This is a genomic window from Mixta sp. (assembly GCF_024610815.1).
In the GTDB taxonomy this organism is placed as follows: Bacteria; Pseudomonadota; Gammaproteobacteria; order Enterobacterales; family Enterobacteriaceae; genus Mixta; species Mixta calida.
The window spans coordinates 1-23034 of record NZ_JANION010000192.1 but is presented as its reverse complement, the minus strand read 5'-3'; the positions used below and the strand labels follow the sequence as shown (position 1 = coordinate 23034).

22 protein-coding genes and 1 other annotated feature are annotated in these 23034 nt (G+C 57.8%); of the genes, 10 read left to right on the top strand and 12 right to left on the bottom strand.

What is annotated here, in order from left to right; translation table 11 throughout:
• Nucleotides 1-63 precede the first annotated feature (63 nt).
• Both MYY08_RS14430 and ybaK read left to right on the top strand, forming a co-directional pair.
• Complete coding sequence (locus MYY08_RS14430; protein ID WP_038627524.1) at nucleotides 64-867, top strand: TraB/GumN family protein; 804 nt, start codon at nucleotides 64-66, stop codon at nucleotides 865-867.
• Nucleotides 868-1035: 168 nt separating this feature from the next.
• A complete protein-coding gene (gene ybaK / locus MYY08_RS14425; protein ID WP_038627526.1) occupies nucleotides 1036-1515 on the top strand; it encodes a Cys-tRNA(Pro)/Cys-tRNA(Cys) deacylase YbaK in 480 nt (159 codons plus the stop codon).
• Here ybaK and MYY08_RS14420 read toward each other — a convergent pair.
• A complete protein-coding gene (locus MYY08_RS14420; RefSeq protein ID WP_038627528.1) occupies nucleotides 1512-2375 on the bottom strand; it encodes a LysR family transcriptional regulator in 864 nt (287 codons plus the stop codon). The two genes, ybaK and MYY08_RS14420, sit on opposite strands and share 4 nt — an antisense overlap.
• A gap of 87 nt (nucleotides 2376-2462) precedes the next feature.
• Between MYY08_RS14420 and MYY08_RS14415 the strand changes: the two genes are divergently transcribed.
• Nucleotides 2463-2900, top strand: coding sequence for a multidrug/biocide efflux PACE transporter (locus tag MYY08_RS14415; protein WP_038627530.1), 438 nt, complete (start codon nucleotides 2463-2465; stop codon nucleotides 2898-2900).
• A gap of 53 nt (nucleotides 2901-2953) precedes the next feature.
• Here MYY08_RS14415 and ushA read toward each other — a convergent pair whose 3' ends face one another.
• The gene (ushA, locus tag MYY08_RS14410) at nucleotides 2954-4645 is read right to left on the bottom strand and encodes a bifunctional UDP-sugar hydrolase/5'-nucleotidase UshA (RefSeq protein WP_288014710.1); all 1692 of its coding nucleotides are present in this window, start codon (nucleotides 4643-4645) and stop codon (nucleotides 2954-2956) included.
• 521 nt (nucleotides 4646-5166) lie between these two features.
• On the opposite strand from ushA, the gene ybaL reads away from it, so the two are divergent.
• Entirely contained in the window at nucleotides 5167-6861 is a 1695-nt protein-coding gene (gene ybaL / locus MYY08_RS14405) for a YbaL family putative K(+) efflux transporter (RefSeq protein ID WP_288014676.1), read from the top strand.
• Nucleotides 6862-6899: 38 nt separating this feature from the next.
• On the opposite strand, the gene MYY08_RS14400 is transcribed toward ybaL, so the two are convergent.
• The 9 genes from MYY08_RS14400 to MYY08_RS14360 all read right to left on the bottom strand — a co-directional run bounded on the left by MYY08_RS14400 (nucleotide 6900) and on the right by MYY08_RS14360 (nucleotide 16618).
• Nucleotides 6900-8204: an inosine/guanosine kinase gene (locus MYY08_RS14400; RefSeq protein WP_084970007.1), complete on the bottom strand. Its 1305-nt coding sequence runs from the start codon at nucleotides 8202-8204 to the stop codon at nucleotides 6900-6902.
• Nucleotides 8205-8261: 57 nt separating this feature from the next.
• Nucleotides 8262-9221 (bottom strand): ferrochelatase, encoded by a 960-nt coding sequence (gene hemH / locus MYY08_RS14395; RefSeq protein WP_084970008.1) that lies wholly within the window; start codon nucleotides 9219-9221, stop codon nucleotides 8262-8264.
• Between the two features lie 382 nt (nucleotides 9222-9603).
• Nucleotides 9604-10248: an adenylate kinase gene (gene adk / locus MYY08_RS14390; protein ID WP_038627538.1), complete on the bottom strand. Its 645-nt coding sequence runs from the start codon at nucleotides 10246-10248 to the stop codon at nucleotides 9604-9606.
• 244 nt (nucleotides 10249-10492) lie between these two features.
• The gene (gene htpG / locus MYY08_RS14385) at nucleotides 10493-12361 is read right to left on the bottom strand and encodes a molecular chaperone HtpG (RefSeq protein WP_038627540.1); all 1869 of its coding nucleotides are present in this window, start codon (nucleotides 12359-12361) and stop codon (nucleotides 10493-10495) included.
• 103 nt (nucleotides 12362-12464) lie between these two features.
• Entirely contained in the window at nucleotides 12465-13070 is a 606-nt protein-coding gene (gene recR, locus MYY08_RS14380; RefSeq protein WP_038627541.1) for a recombination mediator RecR, read from the bottom strand.
• Nucleotides 13070-13399, bottom strand: coding sequence for a YbaB/EbfC family nucleoid-associated protein (locus MYY08_RS14375; protein ID WP_038627543.1), 330 nt, complete (start codon nucleotides 13397-13399; stop codon nucleotides 13070-13072). The genes recR and MYY08_RS14375 overlap by 1 nt, the downstream gene beginning before the upstream one ends.
• Before the next feature lie 51 nt (nucleotides 13400-13450).
• Entirely contained in the window at nucleotides 13451-15400 is a 1950-nt protein-coding gene (dnaX, locus tag MYY08_RS14370) for a DNA polymerase III subunit gamma/tau (RefSeq protein WP_038627545.1), read from the bottom strand.
• Nucleotides 14048-14109 (bottom strand) — a sequence feature (DnaX frameshifting element). Its footprint overlaps the gene before it by 62 nt.
• Before the next feature lie 79 nt (nucleotides 15401-15479).
• Entirely contained in the window at nucleotides 15480-16031 is a 552-nt protein-coding gene (gene apt / locus MYY08_RS14365; RefSeq protein ID WP_084970009.1) for an adenine phosphoribosyltransferase, read from the bottom strand.
• A 206-nt stretch (nucleotides 16032-16237) separates the two neighbouring features.
• Nucleotides 16238-16618, bottom strand: coding sequence for a DUF454 family protein (locus MYY08_RS14360; protein ID WP_038627550.1), 381 nt, complete (start codon nucleotides 16616-16618; stop codon nucleotides 16238-16240).
• 127 nt (nucleotides 16619-16745) lie between these two features.
• Between MYY08_RS14360 and MYY08_RS14355 the strand changes: the two genes are divergently transcribed.
• Together MYY08_RS14355 and rsmS are read left to right on the top strand one after the other, a co-directional pair.
• Complete coding sequence (locus tag MYY08_RS14355; protein ID WP_038627552.1) at nucleotides 16746-16988, top strand: GlsB/YeaQ/YmgE family stress response membrane protein; 243 nt, start codon at nucleotides 16746-16748, stop codon at nucleotides 16986-16988.
• 10 nt (nucleotides 16989-16998) lie between these two features.
• Nucleotides 16999-17154: a pleiotropic regulatory protein RsmS gene (rsmS, locus tag MYY08_RS14350; protein WP_071883697.1), complete on the top strand. Its 156-nt coding sequence runs from the start codon at nucleotides 16999-17001 to the stop codon at nucleotides 17152-17154.
• Nucleotides 17155-17158: 4 nt separating this feature from the next.
• Here rsmS and acrR read toward each other — a convergent pair whose 3' ends face one another.
• Nucleotides 17159-17809, bottom strand: coding sequence for a multidrug efflux transporter transcriptional repressor AcrR (acrR, locus tag MYY08_RS14345; protein WP_038627554.1), 651 nt, complete (start codon nucleotides 17807-17809; stop codon nucleotides 17159-17161).
• Nucleotides 17810-17949: 140 nt separating this feature from the next.
• On the opposite strand from acrR, the gene MYY08_RS14340 reads away from it, so the two are divergent.
• The 4 genes from MYY08_RS14340 to ykgO all read left to right on the top strand — a co-directional run bounded on the left by MYY08_RS14340 (nucleotide 17950) and on the right by ykgO (nucleotide 22952).
• On the top strand, nucleotides 17950-19152 hold the full coding sequence (locus MYY08_RS14340; RefSeq protein ID WP_038627556.1) for an efflux RND transporter periplasmic adaptor subunit: 1203 nt from the start codon (nucleotides 17950-17952) through the stop codon (nucleotides 19150-19152).
• Between the two features lie 17 nt (nucleotides 19153-19169).
• A complete protein-coding gene (locus MYY08_RS14335) occupies nucleotides 19170-22319 on the top strand; it encodes a multidrug efflux RND transporter permease subunit AcrB (protein ID WP_038627558.1) in 3150 nt (1049 codons plus the stop codon).
• Between the two features lie 225 nt (nucleotides 22320-22544).
• Complete coding sequence (locus MYY08_RS14330) at nucleotides 22545-22802, top strand: type B 50S ribosomal protein L31 (protein ID WP_288014708.1); 258 nt, start codon at nucleotides 22545-22547, stop codon at nucleotides 22800-22802.
• A gap of 9 nt (nucleotides 22803-22811) precedes the next feature.
• On the top strand, nucleotides 22812-22952 hold the full coding sequence (gene ykgO / locus MYY08_RS14325; protein WP_288014670.1) for a type B 50S ribosomal protein L36: 141 nt from the start codon (nucleotides 22812-22814) through the stop codon (nucleotides 22950-22952).
• The last annotated feature ends 82 nt before the right edge of the window (nucleotides 22953-23034 follow it).

Genomic DNA, 23034 nt, shown 5'->3' with positions numbered 1-23034 from the left:
ACCTGTTCATCGGCAGATGAAACCGCTAGCATGGATCGTTTACGGGTGGAATCGGGTGGAAGAATGGATAACTGGCTCTACAACCTGAAGGCGCTGTATCACCGGCTGGCGCCGACGCATTACAGCTGGCCGGCAACCGACGTCTGGCTGCCGGGCAACCGGCAGCTGCATTTGGTGGGCAGCATCCATATGGGCACGCGCAATATGATGCCGCTGCCGCCCGGCCTGCTGAGCCGCCTGGAAAAGGCGGACGCGTTGATTGTTGAAGCGGATATCACCGGCAGCGCCTCTCCGTTCAGCTACAGCGAACCGCAGCCGCCGCTGGCGGAGAGGCTGGACGCGGCCACCTTGCAGCGTCTGAGCCGCCTGTGCGACGAGTTTCAACTCACTCTGACACAGTTCGATCCTCTCCCCGCCTGGCAGGTTGCGCTGATGCTGCAGGCGCAGCAGGCGCAGCGGCTCGGTCTGCGTCCTGATTACGGCATCGATTATCAGCTGTTGCAGGCGGCTCATGCGCAGGGACGTCGGGTGATTGAGCTGGAAGGAGCCGGCGAGCAGCTCGACCTGCTGAAAACGCTGCCGGAGAATGGCCGTTTGCTGCTGGCCGACACGCTGGAGCACTGGCACACCAACGCCCGTCTGTTGCAAACCATGATCGGCTGGTGGCTGGAGAAGCCGCCGCTACAGCGCCGGGCGGCGTTGCCGAACACCTTCAGCAACGAGCTAAACGATGTGCTGATGAGCCAGCGCAACCAGCGTTGGGATACGCAGCTGCGCGCGTTGCCGCCGGGACGCTATGTGGTGGCGGTCGGCGCGCTGCATCTGTACGGCGAGAATAATTTACCTGCGCTGCTGAGGCGTAAATAAAAAAAAGGCCAATATCGCTATCGGCCCGTCAAAGAGGAATTTGTTTATGATTTTGGTTATTCATCAGCAAATGCATCGCTGACGCGAGGGTAATTTTCCCTTAAAGCCTGCGATTTCACCAGCGCTATTTTTAACCCATTTGTAAGTTTTCACTGTCAGGAAAAAGCGATGACCCCGGCGATAAAACTACTGGAAAAGCAGAAAATCCCTTTCACATTGCACCCTTACGAACATGACAGCCATGAAACCCACTTCGGCGATGAGGCGGTGCGCAAGCTTAATCTGGATGCGCGGCAGGTTTTTAAAACCCTGCTGGTGGCGCTGAACGGCGACGCCAAACAGCTTGCCGTCGCGGTGACGCCCGTCGCCAGTCAGCTCGATTTGAAAAAAGTGGCGAAGGCGCTCGGCGCGAAAAAAGCGGAGATGGCCGATCCGCAGCTGGCGCAGCGCGTGACCGGCTATCTGATTGGCGGCATCAGTCCGCTGGGGCAGAAAAAGCGCCTGCCGACGGTGATCGACGCGCAGGCCGCCAGCTTTCCTACTATGTTTATCTCCGGCGGCAAGCGCGGCCTGGATATTGAGCTGGCCGCCAGCGATCTGGCTACGCTGCTGGACGCGGCGCTGGCTGACATCGCCCGTCGCGATTAGGCGCGCTGCGCGCAAAGCCGATCGATCATCCAGCGTCCCGCCGGTCCCGGCGGCGTGCGGGTCGACCATACTGCATCCACCGCGATGCTTTGCGGCCAGCCTGCCACCGGCAGCGCCTGCAGGACGCCATGACCAAACTGCTCTACCAGCCAGCGCGGCAGAATCGACCAGCCGAACCCCTGCTCCGCCATCTCCAGCAGCAGCAGATAGGAAGGCGCGGACCACACCGGCCCGCGCGCCCGATTCTCTCTGCCGATCCAGGTATTCAGCTGCAACTGCCTGACGCGATTCAACTCCGCCTGGCTGACCTCTTTCTGGGCCGCCAGCGGATGCGCGCGATGAATAAAAACCTCCATCTTTGGCTGCACCTGCAAACGCGACGCGGCGATAGTCGCAGGCAGCCGTGACTGCACGCGTATCACGCCGAGATGAATGCGCCCGCTTTGCAGCAGATCGATAACATCTTCATCTTCGGCGATCATGCATTCGAATTCGATATGGGGATAGCGCGTCGCAAACTGCTTCAGCAGCTGCTCATGATGATCGGCCTGCCAGAAATCGGAGATCGCCATGCTGAGGCGCGGTTCAACGTTGTCTGACAGCCTGATCGCCAGCTCATCCAGCCGCTGGCTGGCGGCGAGGATCTCCTCTACCTGCCGCAGGGCGCGCCCGCCCGCTTCGGTTAATACCGGTTCCCGGCTTTCGCGGTGAAACAGTTTAAACCCTAAATCCGCCTCCAGGTTGGCGATCGCGGCGCTGACGGTTGACTGGCTTTTCCCCAGCGCGCGCGCCGCCGCGGAGAAGGATCCTTTTTCGACCGCCAGCACAAAAGCCTGCAAAGATTCCGGTGAATAACGCATATTTCTATCGCTTTTATCGATGGGAGGTCATTTTATTTTATCTGAAGAAAGCCAGAAAATGCGCGTCCGTTATATTAAGGAGACGTTATGAAAACCCGTTCGCTGAAAGAACGCCTGCTTCACGCTACAGGCTTTGAGGCGTTAGCTATTATGATCGTGTCGCCGCTGGCAGCGATACTGATGAATAAACCGCTGTTTCAGATGGGCGCGGTGGCGCTGGCGCTTTCTACTATCGCCATGGTGTGGAATATCATCTACAACGCGCTATTTGACCGCCTGTTTCCACCGGCCAAAGTCAAACGCGGTGTGGGGCTGCGCATCGTGCATGCGCTCTGCTTTGAAGGCGGCTTTATTCTTATCGGCCTGCCGGTAGCGGCGGCGATGTTAGGCATCGGGCTGTGGCAGGCGTTTCTGCTGGAGATCGGTTTCTTCCTGTTCTTCCTGCCCTATACCGTGGCGTATAACTGGCTGTGGGATCGCGCGCGGGAAAAATGGCAGGCGCGTCACGCCTGCCATCATGGTTAAATTCGCCGCTCTGATGCGACGCGCGGATCGGCGATCGCATCAGGCCTCTCCGCTTACTCCTTGCCGGTCAGCCAGGCGAGGATCATCTGCGGATAGCTGCGGCGATGGGATTCCTGCTTCTGCCGCGCCGCCTTTTCCGCCTCGCTGAGATGTACGATTTCATCGTGCGACGCGTAATCCGCCGCCTTCAGCGGAGAGTGCTTTTCAATATACTGCTTCAGCACTTCCGCATCGACAAAGCCGGTATTCACAAAGCCCGGCAGCGTATTGATCACGGGATAGCCGTCGCCGCCGTTGGCATTGAAGCTTAGCGTCGCCATGCGGTAGGTTTTATCCGCCTGCAACGGCTCGCCGTTGATTTTTATCTCGCTGACGCCCTTGCCGTCCGCCACCAGGCTGACGTTGGCGAACTGCGCATAGGCGCCGGAGTCGACCTGCTTATTCGCCACCACGGCGAGATATTTCTCCACCTCGCGCCCGGTCATCTCTACCTGACACAGCGTGTTGCCGAACGGCTGCACTTTCAGCACGTCTTTATAGCTGATCGGCCCCGCCGCGATGGAGTCGCGCACGCCGCCGCCGCTCATCACAGCGAAGTCCGCTTTGGTGCGCTCTATCTGCGCCGCCAGAATCAGACGCGCCAGGTTGGTCTGCACAAAGCGCACCTTGCTGCGATCGCCTTCAAGACGGGCGTCGACGCTGCCGACCTGTACATTCAGCTGCGCCTCGCCCTTTTTCTGGAACGGCGTCAGCAGCTTCATCATCGCGCTGTTCGGCGCGATTTCAGCCTGATAGTTGATCCACTCCTCTTTGCCTTCGCTGTTTTTCACCTTGTGCTTCAGGTTAACCGGGATCAGCTGATAGTTATCCAGCGTCAGCACGCCGTCTTTAAAGGTGAAATCGGCGCGGCCCACATATTTGCCCCACTCATGCGCCTGCACAATCCAGGTGCCGTTCTGTCGATCGGGCACGCAGGGCGAGCCTGGCACGTAATCCACCTGCTTCACATTCTCTTTCGCCATGCAGACCGGGTCCTGCGAGTGGCCGCCAACGATCAAATCGACATAACCCGGCGGCAGCGCGCGCGCCATTTCTACATCACCCGGCGCATTGGAGCCGTGGTTGCCGTTATCGTAATGCCCCATATGGGTGGCGGCGATAATCACGTCCGGCTTCTCATCGGCGCGCAGCGCCTCCACCACTTTTTTCGCCTCGGCGGCAGGCGGACGGAACTCAATATCGGTCAGGTATTCAGGATTGCCGATTTTCGCCGTGTCGTCAGTGGTCAGGCCGATAACTGCGATTTTCAGTCCCATGCGATTAAACAGGGCATAAGGCTGGAAAAGACGCTTGCCGCTGCTTTTTTGATAAATATTGGCGGACAGCAGCGGGAATTTGGCCCACTTCTGCTGCTGACGCAGCACTGAAAGCGGATTGTCGAACTCATGGTTGCCGATGGCCATCGCATCGTAGCCCACCAGGTTCATGCCGCGAAAATCGGGCTCCGCATCCTGCAGATCGGATTCCGGGACGCCGGTATTGATATCGCCGCCGGAGAGGATCAGCACGCCGCCGCCGTGCGCCTGCACATCATAGCGAATGCTGTCCACCAGCGTTTTTTGCGCCGCCAGACCATACTCTCCCTGTTCGTTATGCCAGAAACGCCCATGATGGTCGTTGGTATGCAAAACGGTAAATTTGTAAACGCGCCCCTTTTCCCAGGCCAGCGCCTGGGAGGAGAGCATGCTGAGGGAGAGTATCCCGCCAATAATAAAGGTATTGATAAAGCGCAACGTCATTCTCCTTGTCGACAAACCTTCAGGCCGCCCCGCCCGCTGAGCGGGCAGTCGCCGCCATAATAATCAGCGACGGCGAACCAGGCGCCGCCGTCAGAATAACGCTAGTTATGCCTGAAGCCTGGCGCTGTCGCAATCTTCCGCATGAAAAGCGGTTAAACTTTTTTAAGCCGATGAAATATTACGTGCAAAACAGCCGCTAATTTTGCTTTTCAACGCCTTGCATCGGTTTTATTAACCTTATGTAATAAAGAAGTGCTTTTTAGCATGCTGTTTTTGCAAAAAAATGACGGTCATCAACAGCATTCATCAAGGGTGTAGGGTCATAAGTAAAAAAAATGGCCCACACCGGCTGTTTTTTAGATTTCCCGCACTTTTTTCACTTTCTCTCCCTTTATTCTCACCCGTGCGTCTCCATTTTGTTTTACACTGGTTACAACCGGACACAGTTGCACACAGAAGGAGACAGCATGCACCACAGCACCCCGCTGATTACCACTATCGTCGGAGGCCTTGTCCTCGCTTTTCTCCTGGGAATGCTCGCCAGTCGTCTACGCATTTCCCCACTGGTGGGTTATTTAGTTGCGGGCGTTCTGGCGGGTCCCTTTACTCCGGGTTTCGTCGCCGATACCAAACTGGCGCCTGAGTTGGCGGAGCTGGGTGTCATTCTGCTGATGTTCGGCGTGGGCCTGCACTTTTCTCTGAAGGATCTGATGGCGGTAAAAACCATCGCCATTCCCGGTGCTGTCGCGCAAATTACCGTCGCCACGCTGTTGGGCATCGGGCTCAGCACGGCGCTTGGCTGGGACTGGATGACCGGGCTGGTGTTCGGGCTCTGTCTCTCCACGGCCAGTACCGTAGTGCTGCTGCGCGCGCTGGAAGAACGGCAGCTGATCGACAGCCAGCGCGGGCAGATCGCCATCGGCTGGCTGATCGTCGAGGATCTGGTGATGGTGCTGACGCTGGTGCTGCTGCCCGCCATCGCCGGCATGCTGGAAAAAGGCAACGCCAGCCTGTCGCTGCTGGCGTGGGATCTGCTGTGGACCATCGGCAAAGTCGCTGCCTTTATGGTGCTGATGATGGTGGTGGGCCGCCGCGTCGTGCCGTGGATTCTGGCGCGCAGCGCCGCCACCGGCTCGCGCGAGCTGTTTACCTTGTCGGTGTTGGCGCTGGCGCTGGGCATCGCCTTTGGCGCAGTGGAGTTCTTTGACGTCTCTTTTGCACTGGGCGCCTTCTTTGCTGGCATGGTGCTGAACGAATCTGAGCTGAGCCATCGCGCCGCGCACGATACGCTGCCGCTGCGCGATGCCTTCGCGGTACTGTTCTTCGTGTCGGTCGGCATGCTGTTCGATCCGATGATCATCATCCAGCAGCCGCTGGCGGTGCTGGGCACGCTGGCGATTATCGTGCTGGGCAAATCGCTGGCGGCCTGGCTGCTGGTAACGCTGCTTGGCCACTCGCGCCGCACCGCGCTGACTATCTCCGTCAGTCTGGCGCAAATCGGCGAGTTCGCCTTTATTCTGGCGGGCCTGGGTATTTCGCTGAACCTGCTCAGCGAAGAGGGTCGCAACCTGGTGCTGGCGGGCGCGATTCTGTCGATTATGCTCAACCCGATCCTCTTTACCCTGCTGGGGCGCTATCTCGATAAGCATGAAAACTTCGAGGAGCAGAGCATGGAAGAGGCGACGGAAGAAGAGAAACAGATCCCAGTTAATATCTGCAACCATGCGGTGATTGTCGGCTATGGCCGGGTCGGCAGCCTGGTAAGCGAGCTACTGATCGACGCGGAGATCCCGATTGTGGTGGTGGAGAACGCGCGCACGCGCGTCGAGGCGCTGCGCGAACAGGGCGTTCGGGCGGTATTAGGCAATGCGGCGCGCGTCGAAACCATGGAGCTGGCGCGTCTGGACTGCGCCCGCTGGCTGCTGATGAGCATTCCTAACGGCTATGAGGCAGGCGAGATTATCGCGGCGGCGCGCGAAAAACATCCGCACCTGGAAATTATCGCCCGCGCGCACTACGACGACGAGGTGCACTACATCCTCGAACGCGGCGCGGACAATGTGATTATGGGCGAGCGGGAAATTGCCAACAGCATGCTGGCGATGTTAAAAGCGGGGCTGGACGCGACGCCGACCCTGCTGACGCCGCAGCATCCGAACTGATCTTTCTGCGCGGCGCTCTGCGCCGCGCAATCTTCGGCTTAACGTTCCCAGTACGCCTCTTCCAGGCTATCTTCACGTTCCGGCAGCCCGCGCGTCAGACGCGGCGAATGCTGATTCAGCACCTGATAACTGACGCGGTTGGCATATTTGCAGACCTGCGCCAGTGACGAGTAGGTTAAATAGCTGCGCTGGTGTTTGCTGGAGTTCGGCACGTTGTTGCGATGGTAGCTGTTAGCGGTAATATCGTGCAGCAGCGCCGCCAGCGCGCCATCCCCCGCCCCGTTGGTGTTCATGATCTTCTCCGGCCCGCCCATATAAGGGGCGATATGCGAATAGATGCGCAGCGGCTGCTGACAATCCTGATAGCGCATGGCGCGGCTGAACTCATACTGGTTAAATTCCGGGATCGCGCCCGGCAACAGCGGGTGATTGGTCTGGCGCTTCGCGCTCTCTTCGGTGTAGCCCGCCATATAGAGACCGTTGGGCCCGGCGGTGCAAAGCACTAAATCGACCCACTCCAGCGCCTTGTCAGCCGCCTGCAATGGATCGGCGTAGCCGGTCAGCTCCAGCCCTTCCTCTTCGTTCATCGCCAGGATAGAGACGTTTTCACGCAGAAAGTCGCGCCAGAACTGCGGATTCTCGGCGATCACATGCCTGGTGCCCAGCGTCAGCACTACCGGCACGTTGTACTGCTTTGCCCAGGCGACCGCCTTCATGGTCGCCTCCGGCATCGGTTCGCCCGGCTTGCAGCGCACCAGATAGGAGGTCAGCACCAGCGCGGAGGCGCCGGCGATCACCGCTTCCGGAATGCTTTCCGGCCGCAGCTGGTTCATCATGCCGGGACTGATGGCGAAGGTACGCTCGCCGTTATCGCCGATCAGTGTAAAACAGCGGCCGATAGCGCCGTCGACGCCCTGCAGATAGTTAAGATCGGTGCGGCTGGAAGTGTTGCAGAGATAGCGATAGGCGTAGCCGCCGATCTGCACATTGTTGCACATCACGCCGAGCAGCACGGAGCGATCGTCCGCCAGCACCGAGTAGTTGTGCATGGTATTGCCGATAGTGCCGCCAGCGAACTGGTGCGTAATCAGATTGTCGCGCATCAGCTCCGCATAAAGCGCGTCCGCCACATCATCCTCAATCACCAGCGAGTGACCAACGCTAAGACCGTAGCGCGCTACAAAGGCGTTATCGACTTTCGCTTCGATATCCACCAGCGTCTGATCGATGCCGACGACCCAGCTGGTGCCGGTTTCGCTTTCGGGCTGAACGGGCTGGATTAGCGGGTCGCGGGCGCTGACGGGAAAATAGTGTTTGGATTTGCGTTGACCGGGAAATTTCATGGTTGTTGGCTTCAGAATAAAACAGGCGGAGAATGATATCACACTCCCCGCCGTTACTCAGCGATGCGCGTTTACCAGCGCCAGCATCATGGCGATATGCTCTTTATCGTCATTGAGCGCCGGAATATATTCAAACTTTTCGCCACCGGCGTGCAGGAAGAATTCTCGGTTTTGCTCGTTGATCTCCTCCAGCGTCTCCAGACAGTCGGCGGAAAAGCCCGGACTCATGATCTGAATATGACGCACGCCTTTCGCCGGCAGACCGCGCAGGGTTTCATCGGTATAAGGCGTCAGCCAGGGCTCGCGGCCAAAGCGCGACTGGAAGGTCATCATCACTTCGTTTTCGCTCAGTCCCAGCGCGCGCGTCAGCGCATCGGTGGTGTCGCGGCAGCGCTGCGGATAGTCGTCGCCCTCGTTGGCGAACCGCTGTGGAATGCCATGGAACGACAACACCAGCAGATCCGGTTTGCCGTTTTTCGCAAACGAGCGCTCAACAGATGCCTTCAGCGCGGCGATATAGGCGGGATGTTCAGCATAGTCGCGAATAAAGTGCACGTCAGGCATCGAGCGGTAGCCAGCGAAGACGCTGCTCAGCCCATCCCAGACCGCCGCCACGGTGGAGCAGGAAAACTGTGGATAAAGCGGCAGCACGATCAGACGCGTCACGCCCTGCGCCATCAGGCTGTCCATCGCGCTTTTCAGGCTGGGATTGCCGTAGCTCATCCCTAACTCAACGGGGATATCGAGCTGCGCCGCCAGCGCGTCACGCTGACGTTTGCTGTAAACCAGCAGGGGCGATCCCTCCTCCATCCAGACGGAGGCATAGAGCTTCGAGACGCGCGGTGAGCGGATCGGCAGAATAATGCCGTTGAGGATCGGCCACCACAGCCAGCGCGGGGTATCGACGACGCGCTTATCGCTGAGAAACTGTTTCAGGTAGCGTTTTACCGCCGGCGTGGTTGGCGCATCTGGCGTCCCCAGGTTAACCAGCAAGACGCCGGGTTTATCTTGCCTCATCGTATATCCCTGTTATCTAAATGGATTAAGAGCCTATCCCAGTAGGGCTATTTTGCTTGCCATTTTTAACCTGGGCAGTGCTCAAAATCCTCACGTACTGCGTGTACGCTCCGGTTTCTGCGCGCTGTCCGTGTTTAAACTGCCTGCGCCAATAACGCTTACTGGGATAGGCTCTAACTTATTTTTCGCCATTTATTTTACCTTGTCTGGCGCGGATTAGCTCGCCGGTAAAACCTTTCCCTGCGAGAGAAAAAAGCGCTAAGCGGCAAAGTATAGGGGAAAGTGAGGAAAGAAGCGCTGCGGGAGCGGCTTAGTCAGGATAAGCGTGAGGAAAAACGCGCCGGGCATACAGGGAGAACGCCCGGCGGCGGATTAACGGAGATTAGCCCAGAATCTTCGCCAGCTCAGCGCTGACTTCGGTCACTTTGCGCGTGCCGTCGATTTTATGATACTGGGTGTTGCCCGCCTGCGCTTCCTGCTGATAGTAAGCGACCAGCGGCTCGGTCATTTCATGGTATTCCACCAGACGCTTGCGCACGGTCTCTTCCTGGTCGTCTTTACGCGTGGTCAGCTCTTCGCCGGTCACGTCATCTTTACCTTCCACCTTCGGTGGATTGAAGGTCACGTGATAAACGCGGCCTGACGGCGCATGTACGCGACGGCCAACGATACGCTCGACGATCAGCTCGTCAGGCACGTCGAACTCCAGCACGCAGTCAATTTTGATGCCCGCTTCTTTCATCGCATCCGCTTGCGGAATGGTGCGCGGGAAGCCGTCCAGCAGGAAACCATTGCGGCAGTCTTCCTGCGCAATACGCTCTTTGACCAGCGCGATGACCAGCTCATCGGTCACCAGTTTGCCTTCATCCATGATGGCTTTCGCCTGTTTGCCCAGCTCCGTGCCGGCTTTTACCGCCGCACGCAGCATGTCGCCCGTAGAGATTTGCGGAATACCGTATTTCTCCATAATGAACTGAGCCTGAGTGCCCTTACCTGCGCCCGGAGCGCCGAGCAGAATAATACGCATTGCGTAAATCCCCTTGCGAATTGCTTTGATCTAACTGAGAAGGCCAAGAACATACCATTAAGCCCCGGCTACCACAAGGAAACGGGGCGGGAGGCGGCTCTGGCGAGTAACAATATATGTCTGGGATCATCATCAACCGGATCGTCCATAGAATCCAGTCCGGCATCGGATAATCGCCATTTTTCAGACAGAGCGCAGCCGTAAAAAAGCCGGCGCGAGGGCCGGCTTATGGGACGGATAACGATCAGGCCAGCAGCAGCTGGTTCATCCGGCGGATGAACTGATTCGGATCTTCCAGCGTGCCGCGTTCGGCGAACAGCGCCTGATCCAGCAGCAGCTCAACCCACTCGGCGAAGCGCGCTTCGTCCTGCGTATCGGCCGCGCGTTTCACCAGCGCGTGATCCGGGTTCAGCTCGAAGATGTACTTCACGTCCGGCACCGCCTGTCCGGCCGCGGCGAACAGCTTGGCCATCTGGGTACTCATTTCGTTAGCGTCGGTGGTGACGATAGCCGGCGTGTCGGTGAGACGATGCGTCAGGCGCACCTCTTTCACGCGCTCGCCCAACAGCGTCTTGACGCGATCGACAAACGGCTCCAGCGCTTTTTCCGCTTCTTTCTGCGCTTCGTTCTCTTCGTCAGCCAGCTTATCCAGCGTTTCATCCGCTTTGCTGACCGACTGAAACGCCTTGCCGTCGAACTCGGTGAGGTAGCTCATCATCCATTCGTCGATGCGGTCGGAGAGCAGCAGCACTTCGATGCCTTTCTTACGGAACAGCTCCAGGTGCGGGCTGCTTTTCGCGGCGGCGTAGCTGTCGGCGGTGATGTAGTAAATCTTCTCCTGCCCTTCCACCATGCGGCTGACATACTCTTCCAGCGAAACGGTCTGCGCTGAGCCTTCGCTGCTGGTGGTAGCGAAACGCAGCAGTTTGGCGATCGCCTGCTGGTTGGCGTGGTCTTCCGCCGGGCCCTCTTTCAGCACCAGGCCGAACTCGCGCCAGAACTGCTGATATTTCTCCGCATCATCTTTCGCCAGTTTATCCAGCATTTGCAGAACGCGTTTCGTCAGCGCGTTGCGCAGATTCTGCGTGATACGGTTGTCCTGCAGGATTTCACGCGACACGTTCAGCGGCAGATCGTTGGAGTCGATCAGGCCGCGCACGAAACGCAGGTAGTTCGGCATAAACTGCTCGGCGTCGTCCATAATAAAGACGCGCTGCACATAGAGCTTCAGGCCATGCTTATGATCGCGGTTCCACATATCCCAGGGCGCGCGCGCCGGAATGTAAAGCAGGCTGGTGTATTCCTGCTTGCCTTCCACGCGGTTGTGGCTCCAGGTCAGCGGATCGCTGAAGTCGTGCGCGATGTGCTTATAGAATTCGTTGTACTCTTCGTCCGTGACTTCCGCTTTATTGCGGGTCCACAGCGCCTGAGCCTTGTTGATTTTTTCCCAGCTGGTGGTGTCGCTCTCTTCATCTTTGGTTTCGATCTCAACCGGCAGCGCGATATGATCGGAATATTTGCTGATGATGCTGCGCACGCGCCAGCTGTCGAGGAACTCATCCTCGCCTTCGCGCAGATGCAGAGTGATCTCTGTGCCGCGATCCGCTTTCGTCAGATCGTCGATGGTGTATTCGCCTTCGCCGGCGGATTCCCAGAATACGCCCTCTTCCGGCGCCGCGCCGGCGGCGCGGGTGCGTACGGTCACCTTATCGGCGACGATAAACGCGGAGTAGAATCCGACGCCGAACTGGCCAATCAGCTGGCTGTCTTTCGCCTGGTCGGAGCCCAGCGATTCAAGAAACGCCTTGGTGCCTGATTTGGCGATGGTGCCGAGGTTCTCAATCACCTCATCGCGACGCATGCCGATACCGTTGTCGCTCAGGGTCAGCGTGCGGTTTTCCTTATCGACAGAGACCCTTACGCGCAGTTCACCGTCGCCTTCATACAGTTCAGGCGTGGAGAGCGCGCGAAAACGTAACTTATCCGCCGCATCGGAGGCGTTGGAAATCAGTTCGCGCAGGAAGATCTCTTTATTCGAATAGAGGGAATGGATCATCAGATGCAGAAGCTGTTTAACCTCTGACTGGAAACCACGCGTCTCTTGTCCTTTCATGGTTTGGCTACCTCAACTGAAACAGGTTTATCGAACGTTGAGGGAGATGTGGGGATGGGAAAAATATTTTCAAGCTGGCACAACGGAATGTGCCAGCAAGTGGTCAGTATTTAATCTTGTGCCGTCCGGCCAGCGAGTGCGACAGCGTGGTGCCGTCCACCATTTCCAGCTCGCCGCCGACCGGCACGCCGTGTGCGATGCGGCTGGCCTCGACGCCATACTGCGCGCAGAGCCCGGCGATATAGTTGGCGGTCGCTTCGCCTTCCACCGTGGGGTTGGTGGCGAGGATCAGCTCCTGAATGGTCTCTTTCTCCAGACGCTGCTCAAGACGATCGAGCCCGATGTCCTGCGGGCCGATGCCGTCCAGCGGAGAAAGATGCCCCATCAGCACAAAATAACGCCCGGCGAACTGCCCGGTTTGCTCAATGGCGTGAATATCCGCCGGACTCTCCACCACGCAAATCTGCCCGTTCTGCTGGCGACGCGGGTTCGCGCAGATGGTGCAGATCTCCTGCTCGGTAAAGGTGCGGCAATCCGCGCAGTGACCAATTTCCGACATAGCGCGCGTAAGCGCCTGAGCCAGGCGCATGCCTCCGCTGCGATCGCGCTGCAATAGCTGAAACGCCATACGCTGCGCTGATTTCGGGCCGACGCCCGGTAAGCAGCGCAGCGCTTCCATTAGCGACTCCAGCAAAGGGCTGGTTTGCATCAGAACGGCATCTTAAAGCCCGGCGGCAGCTGCATGCCGGAGGAGACGGAGGCCATTTTCTCCTGCTGCGCTTCGGCAATGCGGCGCGCCGCATCGTTGAACGCCGCTGCAACCAGATCTTCCAGCATATCTTTGTCGTCTTCCAGCAGGCTTGGGTCCACCTCGACGCGACGGCAGTTATGCGCGCCGTTGATGGTCACTTTTACCAGGCCCGCGCCAGATTCGCCGGTCACTTCCATTTCAGCGATCTCTTGTTGCACCTGCTGCATTTTGTCCTGCATCTGCTGGGCCTGTTTCATCAGGTTACCCAAACCGCCTTTACCAAACATACTCTTCTCTCTTTGCTCGGGCCGCATAAGCCATCAGGTTTATGCGGCGATTCAAACGGGACGAATACTCTCCTCATCCAGATCGGCGTCGAAAAAGCGACGAAGAGTCTGAATGTGGCTATCCGCGATAATGGACTGACGCGCCTGCGCCAGCTTTTCTTCATAGATCTTCTGTCGCCATTCCAGCGGCGTCAACACCGCTGGATTATCATCTTCAATAATAGTCAGTTCAACCGGCTTGCCGCTGGACTGGCTTAACGCATCGGTCAGCACCTGCTGCGCCGAAGCGGAGTTAAGGTGACGCTGGCTGCTGCGCAGATGGAGACAGACGCCCTGCGCCGTTTCTTCTTTCCAGGCGTTGAGCGCCAGCTGCTGCACCAGTTTGGGCAGCGTCAGCGTAGCGATCTCCGCCGCCCACGCGTCGCGCTGCAACGACTCTTCCGCCAGCCGCGCCGCCAGTTCAGGCGTTTTTTCATGCTCCAGCGCCGAGCGCAGCGCTTTCGGCGTGGCGACCTGCGGCGCCTCCGCCTCGACGACGGTGTTCTGCGCCTTCCAGCGGTAGGCCTCTTTCTTGACCGGCGCCGTGTTTTCCGCCGCAGGTCGTTTGCTGGCCCGCTCGGTTACCTGAGCGAGACGTTCCAGCGCCGAGCCTGCCGGCCGCGCACTGTGCGCTGCCGGCTCACTCTTTTTTGGTTTGTTCGCTCCCTGCTGACGCAACAGCTGTGTACGCGCCTGCAGTAGCTGGCTGGTGGCGTCAGGCAGAGGAATATCCGGGACAGAAGTGGCCGCTGCGGGTGACGGTGCCGGTTTCGGCGCTTCCGGCGCGGCAAACGCGGCGGCGGACGCGGAAGGCGGCACCTGTACATTAGTCTGCGGCGTCATCACCGGGCGCGTAACCGGCTCGGCGATCTCGACCTGCGGATGAAACGCCAGCGCGCGCAGCAGAGTCATCTCCACGCCCATGCGGCGATCCGGCGCCAGCGGCAGCTCTTTACGGCCCATCAAAATGGTCTGGTAATAGAGCTGCACGTCGGCCGGCGGCACGATGCGCGCCAGCTCGCGCAGACGCTGTTCAACCGCGGCGTATTCGTCGCTCAGCGCAGAAGGCAGCAGCTGAATCATGGCGATGCGATGCAGCAAACGCAGCATCTCCACCAGCAGCGCTTCCCACTCTACGCCGCGGCTCGCCGCCTGTTGCAGCAAAGACATGGTCTGCTGGCCGTCGGCGGCGGCCAGCGCTTCGATCAACGCCAGCGGCTGATCGTCGTCCAGCGTGCCGAGCATCGCGGCGACGCTTTCCGTCGTTACCTGCCCCTGGCCGGTGGCGATGGCCTGATCGGTCAGGCTGAGCGCGTCGCGCATGCTGCCGTCGGCCGCGCGCGCCAGTAGTTGCAGCGCCCGCAGCTCGGCGTTGATGTTCTCCTGCTGCAATACATATTCCAGCTGCTGACGGATCTGATCGACGTCCAGCGCTTTAAGATGGAACTGCAGGCAGCGGGAAAGAATGGTGACCGGCAATTTTTGCGGATCGGTGGTCGCCAGCAAAAATTTAACGTGCGCGGGCGGCTCTTCGAGGGTTTTTAACAGCGCGTTGAAGCTGTGGCGCGACAGCATATGCACTTCATCGATCAGGTAGACCTTAAAGCGACCGCGCGCCGGGGCGTACTGCACGTTGTCCAGCAGATCGCGCGTGTCTTCGACTTTAGTGCGCGACGCGGCGTCGATTTCAATCAGATCGACAAAGCGGCCCTGTTCGATTTCACGGCAGTTGTCGCATACGCCACATGGCGTGGCGGTAATGCCGGTTTCGCAATTGAGCCCTTTGGCCAACAAACGCGCAATAGTGGTCTTTCCGACGCCGCGGGTGCCGGAAAAAAGATAAGCGTGGTGGATTCGTCCCAGCGACAGGCCGTTCGCCAGCGCAGTTAAAACATGCTCTTGACCAACGACATCGGAAAACGCTTGTGGACGCCACTTTCGGGCCAGAACCTGATAACTCATTCGTTCACGAGATGTCTTGAAAACCAGTAGGACATGCTAACACAGCCCCGCCGCGACGGCGAGGCTGAAGGCGGGAAACTCAGTGGCCGGGGAAAGAGACCAGGCTGTAGCATTCGATGCCCAGCGCATTGAGACGGGCTTCGCCGTTGAGGTCGTAAAGATTGATAACGAACGCCGCATCTTTCACTTCGCCGCCGGCGCGGCGGATCAGTTTTACCGTCGCTTCGATAGTGCCGCCGGTCGCCAGCAGATCGTCCACCACCAGCACCACGTCGCCCGGTTTGATGGCGTCGCGATGCAGCTCAAGCTGGTCGCTGCCATATTCGAGATCGTAGGTTTCGCTCCAGGTTTCGCGCGGCAGTTTGCCCGGCTTGCGCACCGGCACGAAGCCGACGCCCAAACCCAGCGCTACCGGCGCCCCGAACAGGAATCCGCGCGCTTCGGTGCCCACCACTTTGGTGATGCCACGATCGCGGAAACGCGCAATAAACAGATCGATAGTTGTTGCGAAAGCTTGCGGATCTTCCAGCAGACTGGTGACATCACGAAACAGGATACCCGGCTTCGGATAGTCCGGTACGCTTTTAATACTGTCTTTAAGATACTCAAGCTGCTGCGCAGTCGCGGTCATAATGTTATGCCTGGTGAATACTAAACTGACTCGCGCAGCTTCGCCTTACGCTGACGGGCAGCGCCGCAGGCGGAAAAGAGTGAAACAAGGGAAGCCGCGCACGAAAACGAACAAATCTAAGCAAACTGCAGGATAAATGCAATACCGATCGCCATCCTGATAGCGTAAGTGTTTGAAAAACGCTAAGGTAAATCTGAAAACGCCGGTCAGCGCTCGCCTTTTTCTTTTTCCGTCACTACCGGCATCCGCCACATAAACAGCAGCAGCGCGGCCAACATACAAAGCAGCATGACCCTTAGCCAGAACAGCTTCACCAGCCAGAGAGAAAGGGCGAAAGTCGCGACGGTCAGCAGCATGGCGCGTCCCTTTATGCCCGGCGGCAGCGCGCGATGCTGCTGCCAGTGGCGCAGATATTTGCCGAACCAGGAGCGGTAAAGCAGCCAGTGATGAAAGCGCGGCGACGAACGGGCGAAGCACCAGGCGGCGAGCAGTATAAACGGGGTCGTCGGCAACAGCGGCAGCACGACGCCCAGCGCCCCCAGTACAATAGCCAACCAGCCAATAATCAGTAATATAATGCGCTGCATGAAATATCCTGCTAAAGAGCCAACCGGATCACTTTATCACAGGCGGTAAGCTGTTCCTCAGCCGTTAAGCGGCTATTTTATCAATAGCAACATTACCGATTCGCAATCGCTTTTTAAGGACATAGATATGGGACTGTTATCCTGGCTGGTTATCGGCGTGCTGGTGGGCTTGATCGCGGGCAAATTTTTCGCCGTACGCGGCGGCTGGCTGCCGACGCTGATTCTGGCGACGATCGGCGCTCTGGTGGGCGGCTATATTAGCGTCTATTTTAACTGGGGAACGCTGGCCAGCCTGCACCCACGCGCGCTGCTGCTGGCGCTGGCCGGCGCGTTGGTGCTGCCAGGCGTGGCGCGCATTATTCGTCATTAAGGAGCACATCATGTCACTGGAAAGCGCACCGGATGAGATCAAGCTGGCGGTCGATCTGATTATGCTGCTGGAACAGAGCGACGTCGCGCCCGAAACCGTGCTGGCGGCGCTGGAGATCGTGCGCCGCGATTATGAAAATAAGCAACAGTCGCCCGTCGCGTCCTGAGCGTTCAGCCTGGGCTGACCGCCGGCTGGCTCAGGCTGGGGCTGTGCTTAAGCATATCAATCAGGGTTTCCACCAGCATCGGCGCATCCTGTTCAATATCGAAGCTGTCGGGCATAAACAGCCAGTTTTCCATAATGCCGGTAATGTAGCCGCGTATGATGATCGCCGCGCGGCGCAAGTTCAGCCCCGCCGGCAGCTGCCCCGCGCTAATGCAGTTGCCGAGCACCTCTTCAATCTTCTCATAGCATTCAAGATAGAGGTTCTGCTGCATGATTTGCAGCGGCAGCATCTCGCCCACAAATTCGCACTTATGGAAGATAATTTCCAGCAAAGAGCGCCGCCGCTGGTCGCGCGCGGTCGCTTCAAAGACGTAGCGCAGCATGGCGCGCATCAGGGAAAGTGGATCGTCAGGGTATTTTGACTGATACTCTTGCTCAACATCTTCCAGGCCAGACTCAGACTGCGCCCAGATCTCATTCAGCAGATCGGTCTTGTTTTTAAAATGCCAGTAGATAGCGCCCCGCGTTACGCCAGCCGCCGTAGCGATATCGGCCAGGGAGGTTGCTGAAACGCCGAACTCAGAGAAACGCGCAATCGCGGCATCAAGAATTTGATTCCGTGTTTCAAGGGCTTGCTGTTTGGTTTTTCGTGCCATAGTGAGTGCTTTTACCAGGCGGCGGATTTACATACATTTGCGAATGTATGTACCATAGCATGACCATAATTTAAACGCAGCAATGGCTCAACGGTTTGTGATCCATTGACCAATCGATATCGAACAATCGAGGTTGATTTATGAAAAATAACAGAGGGTTAACGCCTCTGGCGGCCGTCCTGATGCTTTCAGGCAGCTTTGCGCTAACAGGATGTGACAATAAGTCCGAGCAGGCTGGTCAACAGCAACAGGCGCCTGAAGTCGGCGTAGTAACATTAAAAAGCGAACCGTTGAAAATTACGACCGAGCTACCGGGCAGAACGTCAGCCTATCGCGTAGCGGAAGTGCGGCCGCAGGTTTCCGGCATTATTTTGAAACGCAACTTCGTTGAAGGCAGCGATATTAAAGCGGGCGAATCGCTTTATCAGATCGATCCGGCGCCTTATCAGGCCGCTTATAACAGCGCCAAAGGCGATTTAGCACAGGCGCAGGCTAATGCGCAAATCGCCGCCGTAACGGTAAAACGCTATCAGCCGCTGCTGGGCACCAAATATATCAGCCAGCAGGATTACGATCAGGCGGTCGCCACGCAGAGCCAGACGGCTGCGGCCGTGGCGGTCGCGAAGGCGAGCCTGGAAACGGCGCGCATTAATCTTGCCTATACCAAAGTGACCTCCCCTATCAGCGGCCGCATCGGTAAATCCGCCGTGACCGAGGGCGCGCTGGTGCAAACCGGCCAGACCACGGCGCTGGCCACCGTGCAGCAGCTCGATCCGATGTATGTCGATGTCACCCAGTCCAGCGATGAATATATGCGCCTGCGCAAGGAGCTGGAGTCTGGTCAGCTGAAACAGACCGACGGTAAAGCGAATGTCACGCTGATGATGCCTGATGGTAGCGAATATAAGCAGCCGGGCACACTGGAATTTTCTGATGTGACCGTCGATGAAACCACCGGCTCCATTACGCTGCGCGCCGTGTTCCCGAATCCTGACCATACTCTGTTGCCGGGCATGTTCGTGCGCGCGCGTCTGGAAGAAGGCACCAACCCGAACGCGATACTGGTGCCGCAGCAGGCGGTGACCCGTACGCCGACCGGTCAGGCGACGGTCATGGTGGTCGATCAGAACAACAAGGTGGCGGTTCGCAACGTGACGGCGCAGCAGGCAATTGGCGACAAATGGCTGGTCACGCAGGGCGTGCAGGCTGGCGATCGCGTGATTTCTGTTGGACTGCAGCGTGCGAAGCCTGGCGCTCAGGTTACGCCGCAGGAAGTGACAGAAGATGCGAAAGCTAATCAACCCTCGCAGCCGCAGTCGCAGTCTGAACAATCTCAGTCTTAAACAGGAGCCACTGATTCATGGCTAAGTTCTTTATCGATCGCCCCATTTTCGCGTGGGTCATCGCCATCATTATTATGCTGGCGGGTGCGCTATCGATTCTTAAGCTGCCGATTGAGCAATATCCCAATGTTGCTCCTGTAGCGATACAGATTAGTGCAAACTACCCCGGCGCCGATGCGAAAACGCTGCAGGATTCGGTCACGCAGGTTATCGAGCAGAATATGAACGGTATCGACGGACTGATGTATATGTCTTCGAACAGTGATTCTTCCGGCTCGCTGCAGTTGACGCTCTCTTTCCAGTCCGGCACTGACGCCGATATCGCTCAGGTGCAGGTGCAGAATAAACTGCAGCTGGCGATGCCGCTGCTGCCGCAGGAAGTGCAGCAGCAGGGTATCCAGGTAGAGAAATCGTCCAGCAGCTTCTTGATGGTCGCCGGCTTCGTGAGCGAGGACGGCAGCATGACGCAGAACGATATCGCCGACTTCGTCTCTTCCAACATCAAGGATCCCATCAGCCGCACCACCGGCGTTGGCGATACCCAGCTGTTTGGCGCGCAGTATGCGATGCGTATCTGGATGGACCCGCATAAGCTGAATAACTATCAGCTGACGCCGGTCGACGTCGTAAACGCTATCTCCACCCAGAACGCCCAGGTCGCCGCAGGTCAGCTTGGCGGTACGCCGCCGGTGAAAGGCCAGCAGCTTAACGCCTCGATCATTGCGCAAACGCGTCTGACCTCAACGGAAGAGTTCGGTAAAATTTTGCTGAAAGTTAACCCGGATGGCTCGCAGGTACGTCTGCGCGATGTCGCCACTATTGAGCTAGGCGGGGAAAACTACGAGATCATTGCGCGCTTTAACGGACAGCCAGCTTCCGGTCTGGGGATCAAACTGGCGACCGGCGCTAACGCGCTGGATACTGCGGATGCGGTAAAAGCAGAGCTGGCACGCCTTTCGCCTACCTTCCCGGCAGGCCTGAAGGTGGTTTACCCTTATGACACCACGCCGTTTGTTAAAATCTCCATTTTCGAGGTGGTGAAAACGCTTTTTGAAGCGATCGTGCTGGTGTTCCTGGTAATGTATCTGTTCCTGCAGAACTTCCGCGCCACGCTGATCCCAACCATTGCAGTGCCGGTGGTGCTGCTGGGTACGTTCGCTATCATTAACGCGTTCGGCTATTCGATAAACACGCTGACGATGTTCGGGATGGTGCTGGCCATCGGCCTGTTGGTGGATGACGCCATCGTCGTGGTGGAAAACGTCGAGCGTGTCATGGCGGAAGAAGGTTTGCCGCCGAAAGAAGCGACGCGCAAATCGATGGACCAGATCCAGGGCGCCCTGGTGGGTATCGCGCTGGTGCTCTCTGCGGTCTTTATCCCGATGGCCTTCTTCGGCGGGTCGACCGGGGTTATCTACCGTCAGTTCTCCATCACCATCGTTTCCGCCATGGTGCTGTCGGTCATCGTCGCGCTGATCCTGACGCCCGCGCTCTGCGCCACCCTGCTTAAGCCGATTAAGCGAGGCGATCACGGCAAGACGACCGGCTTCTTCGGCTGGTTTAACCGCCTGTTCGACAAGAGCACCAACCACTACGTAGACAGCGTGGGGCATATCGTCCGCAGCACTGGTCGTTATCTGCTGATCTACCTGTTTATCGTGGTCGGCATGGCAGTGCTGTTTATGCGTCTCCCTACCTCCTTCCTGCCGGAAGAGGACCAGGGTCTGCTGTTGGCCCAGGCGCAGCTGCCCGCTGGCGCCACGCAGGAGCGTACGCAGAAAGTTCTCGACCAGGTCAGTAATTACTTTCTGACCAAAGAGAAAGCCAGCGTGCAGTCGGTGTTTACGGTTAACGGCTTCGGCTTTGCCGGTCGCGGTCAGAATACCGGTATCGCCTTCGTCAGTCTGAAGCCGTGGGACGAGCGTGGCGGCTCAGAAAACAAGGTGCCCGCAATCGCAGGCCGCGCCATGCAGGCGCTGAGCACCATCAAAGACGCCATGGTTATTCCATTTAACCTGCCGGCAATTATCGAACTGGGTAACGCCACCGGCTTCGACTTTGAACTGATCGACCAGGCGAACCTGGGTCACGATAAGCTGACGCAGGCCCGTAACCAGCTGTTAGGCATGGTGGCGCAGCATCCGGATACCGTTGTCGGCGTACGCCCTAACGGTCTGGAAGATACGCCGCAGTATAAGCTGACGGTGGATCAAGAGAAGGCGCAGGCGCTGGGCGTCTCCATCTCTGATATCAACACGACGCTGGGCGCCGCCTGGGGTGGCTCCTATGTGAACGACTTTATCGATCGCGGTCGTGTGAAGAAAGTGTATGTGATGGGTAAGGCTGATTCTCGTATGCTGCCGGACGATATCAATAAATGGTACGTACGCGCTTCTAACGGGGATATGGTGCCCTTCTCCGCCTTCTCAACGGCGCGCTGGCAATATGGTTCGCCGCGTCTGGAGCGCTATAACGGCTTGCCGTCCATGGAAATTCTGGGTCAGGCCGCGCCGGGACGCAGCTCCGGCGACGCGATGGCGCTGATGGAACAGCTGGCTTCTCAGCTGCCGCAGGGCATCGGCTATGACTGGACGGGCATGTCCTATCAGGAACGCCTTTCCGGCAACCAGGCGCCTGCGTTGTACGCTATCTCTCTCATCGTGGTGTTCCTGTGTCTGGCCGCGCTCTATGAGAGCTGGTCGATTCCGTTCGCCGTAATGTTGGTGGTGCCGCTGGGCGTTATCGGCGCGCTGATCTTCACTACCTTGCGCGGTCTGAGCAACGATGTTTACTTCGTGGTAGGCCTGCTGACAACCATTGGCCTGTCGGCGAAGAACGCCATCCTGATTGTGGAATTCGCCAAGGATCTGATGGAGAAGGAGGGCAAAGGCCTGGTGGAAGCGACGCTGGAAGCGACACGCATGCGTCTGCGTCCCATCCTGATGACCTCACTGGCCTTTATTCTGGGCGTACTGCCGCTGGCTATCAGTACTGGCGCAGGCTCCGGCGCGCAGAATGCGGTAGGTACCGGTGTAATGGGCGGTATGGTTACTGCGACCGTGTTGGCTATCTTCTTTGTGCCGGTCTTCTTCGTGGTGGTTCGCCGCCGCTTCAGCAAGCATAAAGAAGAGCTGGAACAGGGCCATCCTGTTGAACACCAGCACTAAGTAAAACGCATTGATTCAGAGGCCACCATCAGGTGGCCTCTTTTTTTGCAGGCCGTTTGCGGCGTGGCACCTCGTCTGTTCCTTCCCTTTTTCGCATTCTTCTTTCGGTTCACTCTCTGCGGCCCTGCATCGCTGTGATAGCGCCTTCCTCAGAGAGGCATTGCATTGACATACAGAAAAGTGCATACTAATTGTTATGATATAACATATCAAAAGGAGATCATGATGAAACCAGGTATTCATCCTCACTATCGTACCGTTGTCTTCCATGACACCAGCGTCGATCACTATTTCAAAACCGGCTCAACCATTAAAACCGATCGTACCATCGATATTGATGGCGAAACCTTCCCGTATGTCGCGCTGGAGGTCTCCTCCGCTTCGCATCCGCACTATACGGGCAAGCAAAAGGATTACAGCCGTGAAGGCAGCACCGCACGTTTTAATCAGCGCTATGGCCGTTTTCTCGGTAAAGGCCAATAAGGAAGGGTCATGCAGGTACTCAGCTCATTGCGCACGGCAAAGGCGCGCCATAAAGATTGCAAAGTGGTGCGCCGCCACGGCCGCATCTACGTTATTTGCAAAAGCAATCCACGCTTTAAAGCCGTTCAGGGCAGAAAGAAAAAACGCTAACGCATCACAGGGCCGTAGCCACAACGGCCCTTTTCCCTGTAAAATCTCTCTCAACGCCTCATCATCGGTGACTCGTTAATAC

Bases quoted from the DNA above. Each gene is read 5' to 3' on its own strand.
- MYY08_RS14430 (WP_038627524.1), top strand. From the start codon at position 64: ATGGATAACTGGCTCTACAACCTGAAGGCGCTGTATCACCGGCTGGCG.
- MYY08_RS14375 (WP_038627543.1), bottom strand. From the start codon at position 13,399: ATGTTTGGTAAAGGCGGTTTGGGTAACCTGATGAAACAGGCCCAGCAG.
- ybaK (WP_038627526.1), top strand. From the start codon at position 1,036: ATGACCCCGGCGATAAAACTACTGGAAAAGCAGAAAATCCCTTTCACA.
- adk (WP_038627538.1), bottom strand. From the start codon at position 10,248: ATGCGTATTATTCTGCTCGGCGCTCCGGGCGCAGGTAAGGGCACTCAG.
- rsmS (WP_071883697.1), top strand. From the start codon at position 16,999: ATGTCACTGGAAAGCGCACCGGATGAGATCAAGCTGGCGGTCGATCTG.
- MYY08_RS14360 (WP_038627550.1), bottom strand. From the start codon at position 16,618: ATGCAGCGCATTATATTACTGATTATTGGCTGGTTGGCTATTGTACTG.
- dnaX (WP_038627545.1), bottom strand. From the start codon at position 15,400: ATGAGTTATCAGGTTCTGGCCCGAAAGTGGCGTCCACAAGCGTTTTCC.
- MYY08_RS14335 (WP_038627558.1), top strand. From the start codon at position 19,170: ATGGCTAAGTTCTTTATCGATCGCCCCATTTTCGCGTGGGTCATCGCC.
- MYY08_RS14400 (WP_084970007.1), bottom strand. From the start codon at position 8,204: ATGAAATTTCCCGGTCAACGCAAATCCAAACACTATTTTCCCGTCAGC.
- MYY08_RS14340 (WP_038627556.1), top strand. From the start codon at position 17,950: ATGAAAAATAACAGAGGGTTAACGCCTCTGGCGGCCGTCCTGATGCTT.
- acrR (WP_038627554.1), bottom strand. From the start codon at position 17,809: ATGGCACGAAAAACCAAACAGCAAGCCCTTGAAACACGGAATCAAATT.
- MYY08_RS14355 (WP_038627552.1), top strand. From the start codon at position 16,746: ATGGGACTGTTATCCTGGCTGGTTATCGGCGTGCTGGTGGGCTTGATC.
- htpG (WP_038627540.1), bottom strand. From the start codon at position 12,361: ATGAAAGGACAAGAGACGCGTGGTTTCCAGTCAGAGGTTAAACAGCTT.
- ybaL (WP_288014676.1), top strand. From the start codon at position 5,167: ATGCACCACAGCACCCCGCTGATTACCACTATCGTCGGAGGCCTTGTC.
- MYY08_RS14330 (WP_288014708.1), top strand. From the start codon at position 22,545: ATGAAACCAGGTATTCATCCTCACTATCGTACCGTTGTCTTCCATGAC.
- MYY08_RS14420 (WP_038627528.1), bottom strand. From the start codon at position 2,375: ATGCGTTATTCACCGGAATCTTTGCAGGCTTTTGTGCTGGCGGTCGAA.
- MYY08_RS14415 (WP_038627530.1), top strand. From the start codon at position 2,463: ATGAAAACCCGTTCGCTGAAAGAACGCCTGCTTCACGCTACAGGCTTT.
- ykgO (WP_288014670.1), top strand. From the start codon at position 22,812: ATGCAGGTACTCAGCTCATTGCGCACGGCAAAGGCGCGCCATAAAGAT.
- apt (WP_084970009.1), bottom strand. From the start codon at position 16,031: ATGACCGCGACTGCGCAGCAGCTTGAGTATCTTAAAGACAGTATTAAA.
- recR (WP_038627541.1), bottom strand. From the start codon at position 13,070: ATGCAAACCAGCCCTTTGCTGGAGTCGCTAATGGAAGCGCTGCGCTGC.
- hemH (WP_084970008.1), bottom strand. From the start codon at position 9,221: ATGAGGCAAGATAAACCCGGCGTCTTGCTGGTTAACCTGGGGACGCCA.
- ushA (WP_288014710.1), bottom strand. From the start codon at position 4,645: ATGCTCTCCTCCCAGGCGCTGGCCTGGGAAAAGGGGCGCGTTTACAAA.